Origin of the sequence: Pseudomonas sp. Irchel s3h9 (genome assembly GCF_900187475.1) — a bacterium.
GTDB lineage: Bacteria > Pseudomonadota > Gammaproteobacteria > Pseudomonadales > Pseudomonadaceae > Aquipseudomonas > Aquipseudomonas neuropathica.
Genome location: NZ_FYDH01000002.1, coordinates 225,021 through 240,060 on the forward strand (window position 1 = coordinate 225,021; position 15,040 = coordinate 240,060).

The 15,040-nt window shown below is 60.1% G+C and carries 13 protein-coding genes; 5 read left to right on the forward strand and 8 right to left on the reverse strand.

Features of this window, described 5'->3' with window-relative positions; all coding sequences use genetic code 11:
• Window positions 1-6 precede the first annotated feature (6 nt).
• The 4 genes from CKW26_RS03905 to CKW26_RS03920 form a co-directional block, all read right to left on the reverse strand.
• Window positions 7-633 carry an antibiotic biosynthesis monooxygenase gene (locus CKW26_RS03905; protein ID WP_095047590.1) on the reverse strand — a complete coding sequence of 209 codons (627 nt, stop codon included), beginning with the start codon at window positions 631-633 and terminating at the stop codon, window positions 7-9.
• Window positions 626-1,042, reverse strand: coding sequence for a DoxX family protein (locus CKW26_RS03910; protein WP_095047591.1), 417 nt, complete (start codon window positions 1,040-1,042; stop codon window positions 626-628). Before CKW26_RS03910 ends, CKW26_RS03905 begins: the two co-directional genes overlap by 8 nt.
• 118 nt (window positions 1,043-1,160) lie before the next feature.
• Window positions 1,161-2,906: a hypothetical protein gene (locus tag CKW26_RS03915; protein ID WP_095047592.1), complete on the reverse strand. Its 1,746-nt coding sequence runs from the start codon at window positions 2,904-2,906 to the stop codon at window positions 1,161-1,163.
• A 111-nt stretch (window positions 2,907-3,017) separates the two neighbouring features.
• Complete coding sequence (locus CKW26_RS03920; protein ID WP_095047593.1) at window positions 3,018-3,941, reverse strand: LysR family transcriptional regulator; 924 nt, start codon at window positions 3,939-3,941, stop codon at window positions 3,018-3,020.
• Between the two features lie 210 nt (window positions 3,942-4,151).
• Here CKW26_RS03920 and CKW26_RS03925 point away from each other — a divergent pair, with 210 nt between their 5' ends.
• Both CKW26_RS03925 and CKW26_RS03930 read left to right on the forward strand, forming a co-directional pair.
• On the forward strand, window positions 4,152-4,583 hold the full coding sequence (locus tag CKW26_RS03925; protein WP_095047594.1) for a helix-turn-helix domain-containing protein: 432 nt from the start codon (window positions 4,152-4,154) through the stop codon (window positions 4,581-4,583).
• 125 nt (window positions 4,584-4,708) lie between these two features.
• Window positions 4,709-7,597 (forward strand): winged helix-turn-helix domain-containing protein, encoded by a 2,889-nt coding sequence (locus CKW26_RS03930; RefSeq protein ID WP_095047595.1) that lies wholly within the window; start codon window positions 4,709-4,711, stop codon window positions 7,595-7,597.
• Here CKW26_RS03930 and CKW26_RS03935 read toward each other — a convergent pair.
• Window positions 7,574-9,031 carry a winged helix-turn-helix domain-containing protein gene (locus CKW26_RS03935; RefSeq protein ID WP_095047596.1) on the reverse strand — a complete coding sequence of 486 codons (1,458 nt, stop codon included), beginning with the start codon at window positions 9,029-9,031 and terminating at the stop codon, window positions 7,574-7,576. The genes CKW26_RS03930 and CKW26_RS03935 overlap by 24 nt on opposite strands.
• Window positions 9,032-9,121: 90 nt before the next feature.
• Window positions 9,122-10,072, reverse strand: coding sequence for a GlxA family transcriptional regulator (locus CKW26_RS03940; protein ID WP_095047597.1), 951 nt, complete (start codon window positions 10,070-10,072; stop codon window positions 9,122-9,124).
• 215 nt (window positions 10,073-10,287) lie between these two features.
• Here CKW26_RS03940 and CKW26_RS03945 point away from each other — a divergent pair, with 215 nt between their 5' ends.
• Window positions 10,288-11,010, forward strand: a complete 723-nt coding sequence (locus CKW26_RS03945; RefSeq protein ID WP_095047598.1) for a pirin family protein — start codon at window positions 10,288-10,290, stop codon at window positions 11,008-11,010.
• Between the two features lie 49 nt (window positions 11,011-11,059).
• Here CKW26_RS03945 and CKW26_RS03950 read toward each other — a convergent pair whose 3' ends face one another.
• Together CKW26_RS03950 and CKW26_RS03955 are read right to left on the reverse strand one after the other, a co-directional pair.
• Window positions 11,060-11,455 carry a hypothetical protein gene (locus CKW26_RS03950; RefSeq protein ID WP_095047770.1) on the reverse strand — a complete coding sequence of 132 codons (396 nt, stop codon included), beginning with the start codon at window positions 11,453-11,455 and terminating at the stop codon, window positions 11,060-11,062.
• 249 nt (window positions 11,456-11,704) lie between these two features.
• Window positions 11,705-12,580: a LysR family transcriptional regulator gene (locus tag CKW26_RS03955; RefSeq protein ID WP_093439341.1), complete on the reverse strand. Its 876-nt coding sequence runs from the start codon at window positions 12,578-12,580 to the stop codon at window positions 11,705-11,707.
• A gap of 111 nt (window positions 12,581-12,691) precedes the next feature.
• Between CKW26_RS03955 and CKW26_RS03960 the strand changes: the two genes are divergently transcribed.
• Complete coding sequence (locus tag CKW26_RS03960; protein ID WP_095047599.1) at window positions 12,692-13,891, forward strand: YbfB/YjiJ family MFS transporter; 1,200 nt, start codon at window positions 12,692-12,694, stop codon at window positions 13,889-13,891.
• Between the two features lie 61 nt (window positions 13,892-13,952).
• On the forward strand, window positions 13,953-14,951 hold the full coding sequence (locus CKW26_RS03965; RefSeq protein ID WP_095047600.1) for an NAD(P)H-quinone oxidoreductase: 999 nt from the start codon (window positions 13,953-13,955) through the stop codon (window positions 14,949-14,951).
• The last annotated feature ends 89 nt before the right edge of the window (window positions 14,952-15,040 follow it).

A 15,040-nucleotide genomic window follows, 5' to 3' on the forward strand; every position in this document is an offset into this window, starting at 1 on the left:
GCGCGCTCAGCGTGGCGAGGTTTCTTGGGAATCGAGGTGTTCATGGGTCTGGCTGGCTTCGAGCCACGGCGTGAACAAACGGGTGACCGGTGGCATCACCACGTACACCACCGACAGAACGATGGTTAGGGTGATCAGGAACGTGGCGACCACGTAGTTGGAAAGAAGCGGATGCAGCGCCAGCAGCGGCCCCCAGATCAGCGGCACGAGCAAGGTGTGCGGCAGAATCACCAGCAGCGAGACGACGGCCTGCTTCCAGCGCGGCGGCGGCGAAGCGGCATCGGCCAGTGGCGAGAACCAGAATTCATTGATCGGCGCGACTTCGGTCTGATCGCCATCAGCCAGCATCGGCGCAGCTTCGGCGACCAGCGCCTGACGCTGCGGCGACTCCAGCCAGCCTTGCATCGCTTCAGTGGAGCTGAAGCGCAGTACGCAGGTGTAGAAGTCGAGACGGCCGCGCTTGCCACGCACCACGTCCACACCCAGATGGCCTTCACGCTGCCCCGCCACGCGGACGATATTGCGCAGCCAGGCCTCGTACGCCGACTCGAAACCGGCCTTGACCCGGTGTTTGATGATCAACGTGACCGTCTCATCGGCCCCCGGTGTTTGTGGATTGAGGACTTCAGGCATAACGCAACACTCCGGGCAAACGAACAGAAATCGCCAGCCGTCCCGGCCCGGCGATCAACACAGTGGTAAACACGATCAACAGCAACCAGCCGAACTGCCCCTCGGCCACACTCCATTGCGGATGCACGACCAGCAATGCCACCAGCAGCACAAAGAGAATAGGCACGCAGGCCAATCGCGCCAGTAACCCGGCGACGATCAGTAGCGGACAGAGGACTTCGGCGAAGATCGCCAGGATCAAGGTGAGGTGGGATCCGAGGTGGAACGGGTCTTCAATCAGTTGCAGTTGCGCGGTGAAGTCGAGCAGCTTGGGCAAGCCGTGGACCCACAGCAGAAACAACCCGCCGCTGACCCGCAGGAACAGCAAACCGAGGTCCCGCGACCGTTCTTCTCGTTGCGAAGCGTTCATGACCCCACCCTTGAAATGTCATTGGCCTGAATCATGCCAATGACGGGTGGGGGGAAATTGCACGGATGTGCTCAGTTGCGACGACTGTTACACGATGACGCTGGCTGAGGTTTTGATTTCAAGGCACTGCTCGGATTGTGTACTCCTGTGTCTGAAATACCGTTGCCGTATCAAAATTTGCAACCTGATCCAGATTGACGCGGAACCGAATGATCAGCTTACTGCCATCCTTCAGCAGCCGTAGATAATTGGCCGAAACAAGCGCGGTGTAACCACTGTTCGTCACCCAGGCCCGATGCACCATGTTAGTGGTGCCCACCCACATCTGCAGATTGTGTGCGCCGGTGTTTCTCTCCCCCTCCAAAAAAAGCCAGATTCGTTGTCCCATAGAAATATGCGGCCATATTCCAAACATCAGACTCGCGCCGGACTGGACATCTTTCAGATCGAGAATGTCAGTGCCGTTGGCCTGAGTGATCACCGGAGCCGCGAGTCGATTCAGCGTAATCGGCAACACGTTGAGACGCAGAGGTTGCGAGGTCTCCAGCGCGGAAGTGCCTCGGGTCCAGGTAACCGTCACCTCCATTATTTTTCCAATGCTGAATGGCACCAACGATACGGGCAAACTGATTCTGATCGGCCTTGTGGTGCCGGCCGCAACCGGCGTGGTGGTGTGCGAACCTGCGGGAGGAGTGCCGTCAGCAGCTTTCACCGTCACTGAAACCATATCGCTGGGCTGCACGTCGAGATCCACCAAAGCGGTCAGGGTTGTGACAGCGCTAAGCGGATCGAGGTTGAGGTTATCGGGAGCCTCGGCAATCCTCACCGGCAGGTTTTGCGTCACGACGTTGATTCGCCTTGCATTTGAGGCGCTTCCGCTGCCATCCGCCAACCTCACCGTAAACTCATGCGATCCACCGGTCAGGTCAGCCGCGACGTACTGCCAGATACCGTCAACAACATCGGCCGTGTCGAGCCTGGTCGGGCCATCGAACACAGCCACTGTGTCGCTAGCACTGCCGCTCAGCGTGACAGTGGTGTATCGGGTGTCCGCGCCATCGAGTATGTCTCCATCAAGATCGGTGACTGACGATATCCTCGGCCCACTGGGGGCGCTTGTCAGTACGATGTAGTTCCGATGTGCAAATGGCTGCGCAAGGGATGCATCCTGACTGCCTTGCAGCCCGGCCATGAAGCTCAGCGACAGCACGCTGCGATCATGCAGACGTTGCAGTGGTGCAGCAGGGAAGTTCTGTTCGAAGAAACCGAAGCGGTTGAATTCGTCATCGACCACATTGTCCGGCGCTTGCCAGTACGACGCCTCGAAATCACTGCCATCGGCATGGATGCCTTTGAGCTTCAGCCAGAAGGGATTGCCGCGCCTGCCCAGTAACCACGCATTGATTCGCAAGGTGAACTCGGAAAGGTTACTGACATTCAGCTCACTTCCCTGACCGTCGTTGTCGGCCTGTCGGATAAATGGACGAGGCAGATTCAATTGATTGATGCGTGTGATGTAAAGCGGCAATGGTTGTGAAGCTACAGGCGGTTCAGTGCCACGGTAAACCGTGTAGGTGACGATGACGGTTTGCTCGAAGTTGAAAGCCACCAAGAGGTTGTCAATGTGGGTCTGGAAAGGTCGCGCAAATCGGCCGATCGGTATACGCGGTGATGTGTAGGATCCAGAACCTGGCGTACCCGCCCACGTGATCGTGAGACTGTCTTCTGCCTGCCAGTCGAAGTCGATTTCTACCGTCAGGTTGCACCGAGCGGCCTCTGGATCCAACAAGCCGTCAGGGCGACTTTCTTTGATGGAGAGCGGAGGCAGACTGCTGTTGTTCAGCGCAGGTATTAGCGCGTCCATGTTCACGTCCTTTTTGGCTACCCTTCGGCATGGGCCAATCAGACATCGGAACACGGAGATGCGCCACTGTCAGAACTAACAGGTCTGGCTCTTTTTCAGACGAACGGACGCTCACATCACGGGAATATCCAGCGGCGCCGCCATGAACTGGCTGATCCGTGATCTCAACCATTTTTCCGCCGGATCGTTGTCATGCACCCCGCTCCATGCCATCGACAATTGCGCAGCATCAATCGGGAACGGCGGGTCTTCGGCGCGCAGCGCACAGCCCTCAACCAGCGCACACGCGGCGTAATCCGGCACGGTGGCGATCATCTCGGTGCCGGCAAGCAAGGCGCGCAGGCCGCTGAATTGCGGCACGCCCAAGACCACGCGGCGGGTACGGCCGACCTTGGCCAGGTCCATATCGATGTTGCCGCTCAAGTCGCCGGAGAACGACACCATTGCATGCGGGCGCTCGCAGTATTCGTCGAGGGACAGCGGCCCCGGACGGTCGTCGCCGCGCAGGACTTTGCAGGGAATGTCGCGCAGTTTTTTGCGCTTGGCGTTGGCCGGCAACTCCGTGGTGTAACTGACGCCGACGGAGATTTCTCCAGAGGCCAACAGTGCCGGCATCAGCAGGTAGTTGGCACGGCGCACGACCACGACAATCCCCGGCGCCTCTTGCTGAAGCTGGCGCAGCAGCGGTGGAAACAGGCCGAACTCGGCGTCGTCCGACAAACCGATGCGGAACACGTCGCAACTGCTCGCCGGTTCGAACTCCTTGGCCCGGCTGACCGCACCAGAGATGACGTCCATCGCCGGTTGCAGCTCTTTGAGAATCGCCAGCGCCCGCGCGGTCGGCTCCATGCCGCGACCATTGCGCAGCAGTAACGGATCGTCGAACAGATCGCGCAAACGCCCCAACGCGGCGCTGACGGCCGGTTGCCCCATGAACAGCTTTTCGGCGACGCGGGTCAGGTTCTTTTCGAACATCAGCGCTTCGAAAATCACCAGCAGGTTCATGTCGACGCGACGCAGATCGTTACGGTTCATGGGCACGGATTCCTTATAGCCAGCCAGACGCAAGTGCTACGCACTTTACGCGATGAACCGGACTGTGGGCGCAACTCCAGCATGGAATTAACAACGATTAACTCGTCAGCCGCCCGCCCTCGGCCAACAATGAAACCCTCTGCGCAGCGTTGTTTTTTTGACCTGAGGGGATGCGCCGACGTGCATTCCCCATCGACACGGACTTTGGCCATGGCTCACTTACAGCACAGCGTCGCCCTCGCCCCTGCCAACGAACCACGCAAGACCGGGATCGGCGGACTCAGTCCGCAGCGCGAACGACAGGTCAAACAACTGATCCTAGAACGTCTGGGCGAAAGCCTGGAAGTGACCGAACTGGCCCGCGCCTGTTCACTGTCACGCAGCCATTTTTCCCGCGCCTTCAAATGCAGCACCGGGTTATCGCCGCAGGACTGGATTCGCACCCAGCGCCTCGCGCGAGCCAAGCTGCTGATCCAGCACACCGACCTGAGCCTGACGCAAATCAGCCTGGAATGCGGGTTCTGCGATCAGGCGCATTTCTGCCATATGTTTACCCGCAGCGAGGGCATTAATCCGTTTGCCTGGCGCGGCCAGATCATGCGTGAACCCAAAGCCCAGCGTTCACAACCCGCCATGTTTTGATCGCGGCCCCCGTTGCACTGACGCTCAAACCTGAGGATTATGCCGGGACACCCCGGAATAGAAGGCCTGCGCACGCGCCCGGCCCTACTCCGCTCTGTCCGCCGCAGCACCGCAGGAGTGAGCTGTTGAGTCTTTCCCCGAATCAGGCCCTCGGTTTTGGCCCCTATCGGATTCATCCCGGCCAACGCTTGGTGCTCGAAGGCGAGCAGCCATTGCGCCTGGGCCGACGGGCGATGGACATCCTCCTGATTCTGCTGGCCCATGCCGGCGAAGTGGTGAGCAAGCAACAATTGATGGCCGGGGTCTGGCCGGACAGCGTGGTCGAGGACATCAACCTGCGTGTGCACATGGCGGCACTGCGCAAAGCCCTCGGCGACGGTCAGGCCGGCCAGCGTTACATCATCACCGTGGCGCAACGCGGTTACAGTTTCGTCGCCCCGGTTCTACCGCAATCCATGGAGGAGCGTCCTGTGGGCGATGCTGGCGGTCGGCACAATTTGCCCTTGCGGCGCACGCGCATGATCGGCCGCCAAGCGCTGGTCGATAGCTTGATGACGCAGTTACCGCGCCAACGCTGCATCACCCTGGTCGGCCCCGGCGGGATCGGCAAGACCACGGTGGCCTTGCGCGTGGCCGAGCAGTTGATCGGGCATTACCGCGACGGTATTCGGCTGGTGGACCTGGCACCGCTCAACGATCCACGGCTGATTTGCTCACACCTGGCCGCCCTGCTCGATCTGGCACTCCCCGAAGGCGATCCGCTGGCGGCGCTGGTCAATGGCCTGCAACAGCGACAGATGCTGTTACTGCTCGACAACTGCGAACACCTGATCGATGCCGTCGCGATGCTCAGCGAAAGCATTCTGCGCGGCGCGCCGAAGGTGCATATCCTCGCCACCAGCCGCGAGAGCCTGCGGGCGGAAGGCGAATTCGTGCAGCGTCTCGATTCGCTCGAATACCCATTGATGAACGCGACATTGAATCGTCAGCAAGCGCTGGAATATTCGGCGCTGCAACTGTTCATCGAACGGGCCACGGCCGCGCAGGAAAGCTTTGAACTGAGCGATGCGCAGTTGCCGCAAGCGATCGAAATCTGCCACCGACTCGACGGTATTCCACTGGCGCTGGAGCTGGCGGCAGCGCAGGTCGCCGAACTGGGCCTGGAAGGGTTGCTGAGCCAACTGCAGGGCCGTTTGCCACCGCTGGCAGCGGGTAATCAAAGCAGTCTTGAGCGACACCTTACTCTGCGCGCCACGCTGGATTGGAGTTTCAACCTGCTCGACCCTTGCGAGCAAACCTGCCTGCGCCGTCTGGGCGTGTTTTGCGGTGGTTTTACGTTGGAGTCCGCAGCGGCGGTAATCGTCGGCCAACAAATCGACCCCGGCGTGGTGTTTGTGTCAATCACCCAACTGGTGGCGAAATCCCTGCTGAGCGTCGAAGTCGGTGACGAAGAGGTGTTCTATCGTCTGCTCGACACGACCCGCCGCTATGCACTGGAAAAACTCGAGCACGTCGCCGAATGCGAAGAAACCCGCGAACGCCATGCCGAACGCTGCCTGGCATTGATGCAACAGGCGCAAAGCGATTGGGAAATGACACCGACGGCTTTGTGGATCGAGCGTTACGCCCGAGGGCTGGAAGACCTGCGCGCGGCGCTGGACTGGAGCCTGAACGGTGTCGGCCCGGGTAGTCTGGGAATTCGCCTGACAGCAGCGTCGGCGCCCCTGTGGCAAGAGTTGTCGCTGCTCAAGGAGTATGGCGGCTATGTGCGGCGGGCGCTGAGCCTGCTCGATGAACTCGGCGAACCCTGCCCGCGTCTGAAAATCTCCCTGAAACTGGCCCTCGGCAGTGCCTGTTATCACACGTGGGGAGGCACCCCGGAAACCATCCAGGCGTTCGTTGAGGCTCGCCAGTTGGCCATTGAGCACGACGACGTCGCCGGGCAATTGCGCGCGGTGTCCGGACACATGGCGGTCAACCTCAGTTGCGGACACTACCGCATGGCGCTGGCGCAGAGTGAGCACTTCGATCGCCTCGGCGTGCACGGCGACCCACTGCTGTCATTGAGCACCCACCGTTTACGGGTCCTGGCCCTGCACTATGCCGGCGACCAGCCGCAGGCGCGCATTCATGCCGAGCAGGTGCTGCAGCGCATGGCGCACAGCGGCCACGTCAACCGCTTCACCCACGGTTTTGGTGTGCAGTACGACCAGAGTGTCGCGTCGCTGACGGTGCTGGCGCGGGTGCTATGGATGCAGGGATTGCCGGAGCAAGCGTGGCATTCGGCGCGACTGGCCCTGGATATTGCCGTGCAGATCGACCATGGCACCTCGATTTGTTACACCCTGGCACTGGCCAGTTGCCTGATCGCTCATTACAACGGCGATCAGCAGAACGCCCGGGCGCTGTTGCAACTGCTGCTGGAACAATCGCAGAAGCATTCGGTGCTGCTGTTCAACACGTGGGCGCGACATTACGCGCAGGTGATCGACACGCAAACCAGCACGCCCGTGCCGAAGGACAGCAGTGGGCTGATTCGTGAAATCATGGTGACGCTGGATGACCGCCTTGTGGATGACGCACTGTTTGAGCGAGCGCTGAGTGGTGATGCGGGATGGAGCACGGCGGAGATTTTGCGGGCTCGGGCTGCTGCGTTATTGAAAGACGATCCGGATTGCCTGGACGGGGCCCTTCGCGAGCAAGCTCGCTCCCTCAGGAATTCTGGGTGTACTCAGAACCCATGTGGGAGCGAGCCTGCTCGCGAAGAGGCCCTCAAGGAAGCCGAAGCACTCCTGCAACAATCGCTGACCATCGCCCGCAGCCAAGGCGCGCTCGCCTGGGAACTGCGCAGTGCCACCTCACTGGCGCAACTCTGGCGGCGCCAATCGCGCTGCCAAGAGGCGCTGGATTTGCTCACGCCGATCTATCAGCGCTTCACCGAAGGCTACGCGACTCCGGACTTGCGCAAGGTACGCTTGCTCATTGACGAACTACGCGAGCACAGGCACGCCTGAGGCCCGGCGTATCCGGTTGATATAGAGCGTATGCCGGCGCTCAAGATCAATCCCTTCACCGCAACGCTCCAGTTGCTTGCGCGCATAGCAGCGAGTGGTGTGGAGCATTCGGTATCGGCCTGCACTGCCGCCTCGTTCCACCACCAGCAATGACTTGCACGTCAGGCCTTCAATGATCGCGGCAAGCCGCGACGACGCGAGTTGCGGGCAACTGATCACCGCCAGTGCCGCCTCCAGGGTAAACGCCATTTTGAACACCGATAAACGCTGCAGCGCGCGTTGCTCCTGCTCGCTCAAGCGTTGATAGCTCCAGTCGAGTGCCGCCTGCATCGACTGGTGCCGCGGCACCGCCGTGCGCCGGCCATGGCTGAGCACATGCAGGCCATTGCTCATTTGCGCCTGTAAGCCGACCAATGCCAAGGCATCGATCTGCGCCGCCGCCAGTTCGATCGCCAGCGGTAAACCGTCGAGTTGGCGACATATCTGAAGGACGGCTTTGACATCCTGTTCACGCAAGCAGAAATCATGCTGTCGCGCCCGAGCGCGGCTGACAAACAATTGCACCGCAGAATGGCCCATGGCTTCAGTGATGCAATCGCCTGCGGAACGTTTCGGCAGGGTCAGCGGTGGCACGCCCTGAAGGGTTTCCAGACCGACCTGCAAGGCCTCGCGGCTGGTGGCGAGAATCGACAGCCGGGGAGCGGCCTCAAGCAACGTTTCAACCGCTGCCCGGCAAGCGGCGAGACGGTGGTCACAGTTATCCAGCAGCAGCAACGCATGGCGAGTGGACAGTCCGGGCAAATCGCTTTCGAGGGTGCCCAGCACCTGATCGAGCAGCGGTGTGTCATCGTCGGTCAAGCTCAGATCAATCTGCCACACGCCGTCTCTGTAGTACTGCAACAGCAGTTCCGCGACCCGCAACGCGACAGTGGATTTACCCACACCAGCCGCGCCCGTGACGGTCATCAGCCGACACAGCGGCATTTGCCGCACCAGCCCGCCGACCAGCGAGTCGCGCCCGGCGACCGGGGTCAATCGCGCCGGCAGATTATGTTCGGGCGTTTGCAGACCCTCGAAGACCACTTGCGCGACGCTGTCGCAGCGCACCGGGGCGATAAAACTGTAACCGCATTGCGGCACATTAACGATGTAGCGCTGACCGTTTTCGCCGTCACCCAAGGCACGCCTGAGCGCGGCGATGTGCACGCGCAGGTTGATCTCCTCGACCACCGACGTTGGCCAAACCAGGGCAATCAATTGCTCCTTCCTGACCACTCGCCCGGCATGCTCGACCAGCACTTGCAAAATATCCAGCGCACGACCACCCATGCGCAAAGGCCGATCTCCGTCGAGTATCAGCCGTTGGCGCAGGTGGAAGGCGTAGGGGCCGAAATGCAGCACCGACGCCGTGTTCAAATCGATGAGGCTATCCATGCCAACTATATTGGCAGCCTCAGATGACGCGACAACCGCTACACGAGACTCAATTCGGACATACGGGTGCGCCAGACGGACAACAGCGCTCTAGCTGAACTGTTCGCGGTATTGCGCGGGCGTCAGGCCGAGCTTTTCAGCGAACAACGAACGCATGTGCCGCACACTGCCGAAACCACTTTTGTAAGCCACGGTTTTAAGCGGCAGATCGCTGGTTTCCAGCAAGTTTCGTGCGCAGTCGATGCGCGCACTTTGCAGAAACTCCATCGGCGTCATGTTGATGTCGCGGGTGAACACCCGCGCGAAGTGCCGCGCGCTCATATTGGCAATCGCCGCCATGCGCTCGACCGTGAAGGCTTCGTCGAGGTGTTCCAGCACGTAACTCTGCGCGCGGGTAATCGGCGTTTCCTGCGGTGCCACGGCAGCCATCAACGGGCTGAACTGCGCCTGCCCGCCCTGGCGCTTCATCACCACCAGCAGGACTTTGGCCACATCCTGCGCGAGCTTCTTGCCGTGATCGCGGGCGATCACGGCCAGCGCCATATCGATCCCCGCCGTAACACCTCCCGAGGTGATCAGGTTGCGATCCTCGACATAGATCTGATCGGTCGTGACATGGGCCTTCGGGAACCCCTTGATCAGGCGTTCGGTGTAGTTCCAGTGCGTGGTTACACGGTAACCGTCAAGCAAACCGGCGTGCCCCAGGACAAAAGCGCCAGTGCAGATTGATCCGTAGTACTCGACCCGCCGGACTGCTTCTTTGAGCCAGGCAAACAACGACGGGAACTGCTGGTTGTAGGCACCGGGGCCTCCCGGCACCAGCAGCAAATCATAACGCTCGGTGTCGTCGCCAATGATCCGGTCGGCCTGCACCATCACACCATTTGACGCCCGCAGCGGGCCCTCTTCGGTGCCAAGGGTGATCAATTGATAATGCGCTTCGGGTTTCAGGTAGCGATTGGCAACCGAAAAAACCTCCAATGGCCCGGCCATGTCGAGCAGAAGAAAGTCGGGAAACAGCACCATTGCCACGGTTTTCATGGGAAGACATCACTTCAATCAGAGAGACATGATACGGACCAGACATTATGGCCAACTGTAGCCGTTTGAGCGCAAAAGTTTTGTGTGAAGGCTATCGCAAAACTGTCAACCTGACAGGGACAGTCTTTCAATTTTCATCTACTTATTGCGCAACACAGTAAACAGTAACCTTCTCCTCACTCGGACGAATTCACGTCCCACAAGGAGATTTCATCATGCTGACCCTTCGCAAAGCCTCCGATCGTGGCCTCGCCAATCATGGCTGGTTGAAGTCCTTTCACACCTTTTCCTTTGCCAGCTACCGTGACCCGCGTGAGCAAGGTTTTTCCGATCTACTGGTGATTAACGACGACCGCGTTGCCGCTGGTAAAGGCTTCGGACAGCACCCGCATCGCGACATGGAGATCTTTTCCTACGTGCTGGAAGGCGCACTGGAACATAAGGACACACTGGGCACCGGCTCGGTCATTCGCCCGGGCGACGTGCAGTTGATGAGCGCCGGCAGCGGCGTAGCGCACAGCGAGTTCAACCACTCGGCGACCAAACCGGTGCATTTCCTGCAAATCTGGATCGTGCCAGATGTCAGCGGTGCCAAACCGCGCTATCAACAGGAGCATTTCAGCGCACAGAAAAAACGCGGTCGCCTGCAATTGATCATCTCGCCGGACGGCAACGACGGTTCGCTGAAAGTGCGTCAGGACGCACGGGTCTTTGCCGGGCTGTTCGACGGTAAAGAAACTGCCACGCTGGAGCTGCCAGCCAACCGTTATGCCTACGTGCATGTGGCGCGCGGCAGTGTTGAACTCAATGGCCAGTCGTTGCAGGAAGGTGACGGCGTACGGGTTCGCGAAGAACAGTTGCTGACCTTGAGCAATGGTGTCGATGCCGAAGTGCTGGTGTTCGACTTGCGGCCGCAGGAGTTGCCAGAAATGCCATGATGCGGTGTTTCAATGCTCACGAAAAACGGCCTTCTTTGAAGGCCGTTTTCTATTGTGGTGATTCGGGTACTTGTTGCGAAGCAGGTCTTGGTGCACTTATATCCTTGCCGATCTGGATCGCCGCGAGTGTCGTCTGCAAGGTGGTTAATACCGCTGCTTGATTGGCAAAGTGCGCCCCTACGACGACGGTGATCATTCCGAGAAAATGGACGGCGGTCGTCGCCCAGTAATGTGCCTTCACTGTCGAGACATGTTTGATGGCTTCTTTTGAGTCTTCGGCGATTTGTTGTACGCCGTCCCACATCAAATCGTATCGTTTGTCCCTCTCCGCCTGAGTCAAAAGATAAGCATCGATTCTCGCCGACACACCTTCGACCCGAGCGTCCATCCTGCTCTCAATGGTCTCGATCCTGGCATTGAATTCTTCACGACTGATAGCGTTCATGGCTTGAGTATTCCGACCTTTGCTCGCAAGGTCACTGATTGGGTTTTGACTGAATTCCGTGGTTCTCAATTCGACACCTTCCTGGGTTTACCGATACCGTCCCTGGTATCAACATCAGTGCGAGCCCTGCGCCCCTCACCGACATGACGAAACAATAGGCCCCATCCAACCTCCTCACAAGCCGGGAGATTCTGCCTCTGATGTAGGCCGTTTCGTCAGAGCTTGTAGCCCTGCCAAAAGAACATCTGCCTAGTCATTCTCCGACGCGAACACGTCGACAATCTGCTCAATCACCGCCCTCACCCGCGCGGTATGCCGCAAATCCGCGTGGGTCACTAACCACACTTCATACGGCAATGGTCGAGTGCGCTCCGGCCAGAGCCTGATCAGACCATCGCGCTCACCCATGTACACCGGGATTTCTCCTACACCCAACCCAGCCGCAATTGACCGGCGAACGAGCAAGCTGGAACTGAGGCTGGCGACGATGCGGCCGCGACTTAGCGGTTCCGACACCAGGGTCAGGTCCTTTTTGCTTTGCAGATACGGTTGATAGACCACCAGATCATGCCCCTCAAACGCAGTGTCCGGTTGCGGCACGCCATTGGCGTCTATATAGGCCTGAGAGGCGAACAAGCCCACCGGCCATCGGGCGATTCGCCGAGCGATCAGATCAGGATTGTCCGGCCGGGTGTTGCGCACCGCGATATCCGCCTCGCGCTTGGCCAGGCTGAGGATCTGCGTGGACGCATCCAGTTGCACTCGTACGTCCGGGTGCTGCTCGTGCAAACGGGCGATGGCCGGGATCAGAAAGTCGATCGCCAGCGAATCCGTGGTACTGACGCGCACCGTGCCGGTCAGGCGATCGTCCAGACCTTGAATCTGCCGCTCCAACTCCAGTGCCGAATGCTCCATTTTCTCCACACTCCTGAGCGCCGCCTCACCGACAGCGGTCAACGCGTAGCCGTCGGAGGTGCGCAGGAACAACGTCGCGCTCAGGGACTTTTCCAGTGCTGTGATCCGTCGCCCGACAGTGGCCTGATCCACCCCCAGAACCCGCGCAGCGCCACGTAGCGTCGACTCGCGGCAAACGGCCAGAAATACCCGTGCGTCATCCCAATTCATGCTGCCTCCCAGTGATGCAAATTCGCATCGCAGCGACGCTAAATCGCCGCATTAACGCAGCAACAATAGCCGATATGCTGAACGCCATAAACCTTCCGCGAGATCGCTATCATGCGCACTTCAACCTCCACCGGTATCTGGCTGCCGATCTTCGCCGGGCTCTGCGCCAGCCTGGTCAGCATCGGGCTGGCGCGTTTCGCTTATACCCCATTGATCCCTTCGCTGATTGAGGCGCAGTGGTTCAGCGCCAACGATGTGGTCTACCTCGGTGCGGCCAATCTGGTGGGCTACCTGATCGGCGCCCTGCTCGGCCGGCCGACAGCGCGCCAGCTCGGCAATAAAAATGCCTTGCGATTGATGATGCTGGTGGTCACGGCGGCATTTTTTGCCTGCGCGTTTCCGTTGTCGGTGAGCTGGTTCTTCGGCTGGCGACTGCTGTCGGGGATTGCCGGCGGTGCGATCATGGTGCTGGTGGCCGCGACCGTACTGCCACACGTTCCGGCGGCGCGTAAAGGGTTGGCCAGCGGCGCGATCTTTCTCGGCATCGGTCTTGGCATTGCCGGCTCCGGGACGCTGGTGCCGCCGCTGTTGAGCCTCGGCTTGCAAGCGACATGGCTGGGCCTGGGGGCGTTGGCTTTGTTGCTGACGGCGCTGAGCTGGTTCGGCTGGCCGTCCGATTTCCCGCACCCGGTCGTTGCGCAAGAAACGGTGTCCGCAGAACCGACGCCGCGCGGTGTGTATGTGCTGTTCGCCCAATACGCCTTCATGGCCGCCGGACTGGTGCCGGCCATGGTGTTTCTGGTGGATTACGTGGCACGTGGACTCGGTGCTGGGGCACATCTCGGCGCGCTGATCTGGGTGATGTACGGTTTGGGCGCAATTGTCGGCCCGGTGAGTTATGGCTTTCTTGCCGATAAGCTTGGCGCACGCTCCGGCATTCGCCTGGTGCTGGTGGTGCAGGCGATTGTCCTTGGGTTGCTGGCAATGACTCACTCGTTTCTGGCGCTGGCGTTGCTGGCGGTGATTCTTGGTTCATTTCCGCCCGGCATTGTGCCGCTGGCTCTGGCGCGAGTGCATGAGCTGGTGCCGGAACACCATCGTCAGCAGATCGCCTGGAGCCGTGCCACGGTGTCATTCGCCACCTTTCAGGCGCTGGCCGGATTTGCCTATTCAGCGCTGTTCAATGCCAGCGGCGGTCATCACGCGCTGTTGTTCGTCATTGCCGCTGGCGCAATCGTCGTGGCGCTGCTGCTGGAGCAAGCCATGAAATGGTTGCCCGCTCCTACTGAGTCGCGCTGCTGTGCAAATTGAAGGGAATCATTGCTTGCACAGCACGCTCCCATCTACAGAACTTATGCCAACAGGAATCGATATGTCCCTGCCCAACGAAATGACCCGAATCGAAATCAGCGAACCCGGTGGCCCCGACGTCTTGCAACCCAAACGCGTGGCGCTTCCAGCTGTCGCAGAAGGCGAGGTGCTGATCCGCGTACACGCCGCCGGAATCAACCGGCCGGACGCCTTGCAGCGTGCCGGCAAATACCCGATGAAACCCGGCATGAACCCGATTCCCGGGCTGGAGGTCGCCGGTGAAGTCGTGGCGCTCGGGGCGGGTGTCAATCAGTTCGCCGTGGGCGACAAAGTCTGCGCGCTGACCAACGGCGGTGGTTATGCCGAATACTGCACCGTCCCCGCCGGCCAGACCCTGCCGATTCCACACGGTCTGGACTGGGTGCACGCCGCCGCAATCCCGGAAACCTTCTTTACCGTGTGGGCCAACCTGTTCGGCCTCGGCGGCGCCAGTCGTGGTCAGCGCGCACTGATTCACGGTGGCACCAGCGGCATCGGCACAACCGCACTGATGCTGTGCCGCGAATTCGGTATTGAAGCGTTTGCCACCGCCGGCAGCCCGGACAAATGCGCAGCGATTCGCGATCTGGGCGGCGAAGCGATCAATTATCGCGATGAGGATTTCGCGGCAGTCATCGCCGAGAAAACCGCAGGCCAAGGCGTCAATGTGATCCTCGACATAATGGGCGGCTCGTACCTCAACGATAACGTCAGCGCCCTGGCGATGGATGGCCGTCTGGTCATGCTCGGTTTCCTCGGCGGCGCGCGAGCCAATGACTTTGACTTGCTGGCAATGATGGCCAAACGTGCGGTGATCACCGGCTCCCTCTTGCGCGCCCGTACCGCTGCTGAAAAAGCTGCGATTGCCGATCAACTGCGCGAGCACGTATGGCCGGCGCTGGCTGCCGGGCGCTGCCTGCCGATGATCGACAAGGACTACCCGCTCGCCGACGCCGCTCAGGCTCACGCGCACATGGAGGCTGGCGACCATATCGGCAAGATCGTTCTGCAGGTCGTGTGAGTCTTTGCAGCATTTGGTAATCGTTGCGCCGGGGCGGTGGTCGAAAAACTCACGCGCAGACCGAGGCATCTGGTAAAAAGCCTTCTTTA